We start from the raw sequence: 4403 nt of genomic DNA on the forward strand, positions 1-4403 counted from the left end.
GCGCGTTTTTTGTTGTTGTCCGTTATCAAACCTAACTTGCCCGGAAAAACACTTTTGCTTGAAAACTGCATTTCCATTCCACGAACAGCTTTTTCAATGGCTTTTGTCAATGGATCTTCAATGCGAACAGCTTGCTCCATTAGCAGGTTACTTCCACGTGCTGCAAGTCCGCAGCGGCCAGCAACCAGCACTTACTATTATTCTTATCGATCTGGATACCTGGACCAATACGAATGCGCGGGAATGCTGGCCTGAATGCATCCGGTTTGTTGAAGCGGAGCGAAGCCAGTACCGGAATTGTGTGGTGATTTGGGAAGACTATTGGATCAAAAAACGCAGAATCGTTGAGTCGCGCCTGCTTGCTCTACTTGGCCGAGCACATAGAATTCCTGCGCGCCTTACTACGGCCGAACGCATTGATAAGGAAACTGCGAATGGATTTTTGGAACAAAACCATCTAAATGGGGCGGTGATGGCCAAGTATAAGTACGGGCTGTTCCTGCCGGCGCGCTACTTCCGGGTACTCAACGAGGCACTTGCGCCGGCCGGTCCAGCTGAGCTGCTCGTTGCAGTGGCGACATTCAGTTATCCCCGAATTTTCAATAAAGACACACAGCCACTCCGTTCACACGAGCTGATTCGGGCTGCCAGCTTGCTGAATACCAATGTAGTCGGCGGTGTGGATAAGCTGCTGCAGGCTTTTATCCGCGACAAAATGCCAGGAGATATTATGACGTATGCAGATTTGGAATGGTCTGCCGGGAAAAGCTACGCCAGACTGGGCTTTAAAGAAGTATCCAGAACTGCACCGGAAATCATATGTCTTGACACTTATTCAATGGGGCGAAGTAGTGCATCAAATTCCCAAGCCTCACAGCAGGTTAACATCCGGAATATGGGTAGTATTAAATTTGTAAAAACGATCACTCCTAAATATAATCCGGCAAACCCATGAACATGGAAGCACCTTTTCCTGTGATACTCGGGCCGACTGCCTCGGGAAAAACGAGGCTCGCTGTTCAGGTTGCGCGCGAGCTCGGGGGAGAGATCATCAGCGCGGACTCGCGGCAGGTATACCGGAACATGGATATCGGAACAGGTAAAGACCTGAACGAATATGCGGTCGATGGACAGCAAATTCCCTATCACCTGATCGATATTGCAGAAGCCGGGATGCAGTACAATGTGAATGATTTTCAACAGGATTTCAGCCTGGCTTTCAAGCGGATAGAAGATGCAGGGCACATCCCCATAGTTTGCGGCGGAACGGGCTTTTACATTTACGCACTGCTCAAAGGTCACGCCTACTCGGCCATTCCAGTCAGTGACGCACTTCGGGAAACGCTGGAAAACATGTCGCAGGAGGATCTTCTTCAAAGATTTAACTCCTGTCACACCAGCTATCACAAACTTGCCGACACTTCCACTCGAAAGCGGTTGATCCGCGCGATTGAGATATCGGAATTCCTTACCAATAACCCGCAGCAAAATGTCGTATTTGAAAGAAGTGCGCTATCAGAGCATGCCATTATTTTCGGCCTGAACCCGACAGTGGAAGTCCGCAGGCAGCGCATTACCACCCGCCTGCACCAGCGACTGAACAATGGGCTGATCGAAGAAGTAGAGGATTTACTCAAAACTCTCACTCCTGCCCAGCTGATCTATTATGGTCTGGAATACAAGTATGTTACCCAATATCTCACCGGAGAACTTGGATTGGAAGAAATGAAGGTGAAACTGGAAACCGAGATCCACCGTTTTGCAAAGCGTCAGATGACCTTTTTCAGGAAAATGGAAAAAGATGGACTGCCTATTTCCTGGTTGCCCGATGATTGGAATGACAACCAGAAAACGGACTTCGTTACAGGCCGCTACCTGGAATTTAAAGCGTCAAAGAGTAAGAGTTAAACCCATTAAGCCACGCCCTAATTACAATGAACAAAAAAGTGAGCAGCCTGCTTTTGCTGCTGGTTTTAAGCATTACCGACGCTTACCTGCTGGCGCACCCCAACCTGATCGGCAGGATCGGCGTGTTCGTTTACAAGCATACCTACATCCGCAATTTCCCGCGTGCACTACTCACGGTAATACTGGTGGTGGGTATCTCGCTGATTTTATGTGAGCTGGCTTACCGGTTCTTAAACCGCCGGAATGCATTGTTGCTGTACGCGGCGCTAGAAGCAGTCGGCATAGCGTGGTTCGTTTACGTTTACGATACCTTCTCTACATTTTCTTACCGCATTACAGGTAAGGCATTTATTTACGGCGCCCACCTGCTGCCCATTATTCTTGCGGGACTTTTCGGCAGGTACATGTTAAAGCGCTTGCTGACAAAGCCTTTGCCGGAGGCAGGAACAGACGGAAGTACACAGACTGAAAAGAAGGAGATTTAAGCTGATGAAAACCTCCTGAAAGCGGCTCAAAGTGGCAGCAATATAATATTGGTACTATTCCCATCTATTATAAAATATTATTGCTCAGCACTTGAATTTTCACAAATTAAACATGGATATTAATAGAAAATACGCGGTTTTTTAGGATATTGCGGCTTATCCCGGGGACGTAAACAGGCGTTTCCGGAAGGCTTAACACAAAATTAATTTGTCGGATAAGTAAATCAGTATCAAGCAAAATCTTTGGAATAAATTGACCTGATCCGGACCTATCCCGTCATTAACCTTTTTAATTTTATTCTTAATTCTATGTCCCAAATAGCTGAATTAACCCTTGATGGTAAGAAGTATGAGTTCCCGGTAATTGAAGGAAGTGAGCAGGAAAAGGCGATAGATATTGCGAAACTACGTGACCAGACAGGGTATATTACTATTGACGCCGGCTATAAAAACACCGGTGCTACAAAAAGTGCCATTACGTTTTTGGATGGTGAGGAAGGTATATTGAATTACAGAGGATATTCGATTGAGGATCTGGCCGAAAAGGCTTCGTTCCTGGAAGTAGCTTACCTGCTTATCTACGGCGAACTTCCTACTGAAAAACAATTCGCAGACTTTGAGCATGAGATCAGAACGCATACACTTGTTAATGAAGATATGCGCAAGATTTTTGAAGGCTTCCCGGTGAATGCACACCCGATGGGCGTACTTTCCTCCCTGGTCAGCGCAATGAGCTCCTTCTATCCTGACGCAGATCAGAGCGGCGAGGAAGTAACACAGCTGCATATTATCCGCCTGCTTTCCAAGTTGCCGACCATTGCAACCTGGTCATACAAAAAATCGCAGGGGCACCCTGTTAACTACCCGCAGAACGATCTTGATTATTGCTCCAACTTCCTGAACATGATGTTTTCGCTGCCCGTAGCGAAATACAATGTGGATCCGGTTGTTTCGGCTGCATTGAACAAGCTGCTGATCCTGCACGCAGACCACGAGCAGAACTGCTCAACTTCGACTGTAAGATTGGTTGGATCTTCACATGCAAACATCTATTCATCAATTTCTGCCGGTATCAGCGCATTGTGGGGCCCGCTTCACGGAGGCGCTAACCAGGAAGTGATTGAAATGCTGGAAGCCATTAAAAACGACGGCGGCGACACGCAGAAATACATTGATATGGCCAAAGACAAAACGAGCGGCTTCCGTTTGTTTGGTTTCGGTCACCGCGTTTACAAAAACTTCGACCCACGTGCCCGCATCATCAAGAAAGCCGCAGACGATGTCTTAAGCAAACTAGGTATCAACGATCCTGTTCTTGAAATCGCTCAAAAGCTGGAAAAAGCAGCATTGGAAGACGAATACTTCGTGCAACGCAAGCTTTATCCAAATGTTGATTTCTACTCAGGAATCATCTACCGCGCATTGGGTATCCCAACCAATATGTTCACAGTGATGCCAGGCTGGATCGCACAATGGAAAGAAATGCGCACCAACAAAGAACCAATCGGCCGTCCAAGACAAGTCTACGTAGGAGCCCCGAAGCGGGACTTCGTTGCGATGAGCGAGAGGTAAATATTAGCGTTTTCCAGGGTGATATTTGACTTGTCACCCTGAGCGCAGTCGAAGGGAAGAGCGATAACGCATTCCCCTTCGACTGCGCTCAGGGTGACAAACTTTTTTACTTCAAGGCGAAAGCCTCTCAATCTTCCAAATCCCACTCTCTTCTCTCGTAAACGCAAGCCTGTCGTGCAACCTGCTGGGCCGGCCTTGCCAGAATTCTATAAAATCCGGCACTACGCGGTAGCCGCCCCAGTGTGGGGGGCGAGGTACTTCGATTCCTTCAAAGCGGGCTTCTGTTTCCCTTGTTTTTTCTTCCAGGAACTCCCTGTCCGGGATCGTTTCACTCTGATGCGATACCCAGGCGCCGATCTGGCTACCTCTTGGCCGCACTGAAAAATATTCGTTTGATTCAGCTTCACTGGTCTTCGCTGCCCTGCCTTCTACCCTCAC

General features: G+C 47.8%; 5 protein-coding genes. 4 read left to right on the forward strand and 1 reads right to left on the reverse strand.

The window, feature by feature from the left end:
* Positions 1-109: 109 nt before the first annotated feature.
* The 4 genes from ACTIE6_RS24080 to ACTIE6_RS24095 all read left to right on the forward strand — a co-directional run bounded on the left by ACTIE6_RS24080 (position 110) and on the right by ACTIE6_RS24095 (position 3965).
* The gene (locus ACTIE6_RS24080; protein WP_439559052.1) at positions 110-955 is read left to right on the forward strand and encodes a hypothetical protein; all 846 of its coding nucleotides are present in this window, start codon (positions 110-112) and stop codon (positions 953-955) included.
* A 2-nt stretch (positions 956-957) separates the two neighbouring features.
* Positions 958-1908: a tRNA (adenosine(37)-N6)-dimethylallyltransferase MiaA gene (gene miaA / locus ACTIE6_RS24085; protein WP_439559053.1), complete on the forward strand. Its 951-nt coding sequence runs from the start codon at positions 958-960 to the stop codon at positions 1906-1908.
* Positions 1909-1934: 26 nt separating this feature from the next.
* Positions 1935-2393: a hypothetical protein gene (locus ACTIE6_RS24090; RefSeq protein ID WP_439559054.1), complete on the forward strand. Its 459-nt coding sequence runs from the start codon at positions 1935-1937 to the stop codon at positions 2391-2393.
* A 309-nt stretch (positions 2394-2702) separates the two neighbouring features.
* Positions 2703-3965, forward strand: coding sequence for a citrate synthase (locus tag ACTIE6_RS24095; protein ID WP_439559055.1), 1263 nt, complete (start codon positions 2703-2705; stop codon positions 3963-3965).
* A 111-nt stretch (positions 3966-4076) separates the two neighbouring features.
* Here the strand turns inward: ACTIE6_RS24095 and ACTIE6_RS24100 are convergent.
* Positions 4077-4403, reverse strand: a 327-nt coding sequence (locus ACTIE6_RS24100) for a pyridoxal 5'-phosphate synthase (RefSeq protein WP_439559056.1), incomplete at its 5' end; no start/stop codon positions are given.

Source organism: Dyadobacter sp., from assembly GCF_051859145.1.
GTDB lineage: Bacteria > Bacteroidota > Bacteroidia > Cytophagales > Spirosomataceae > Dyadobacter.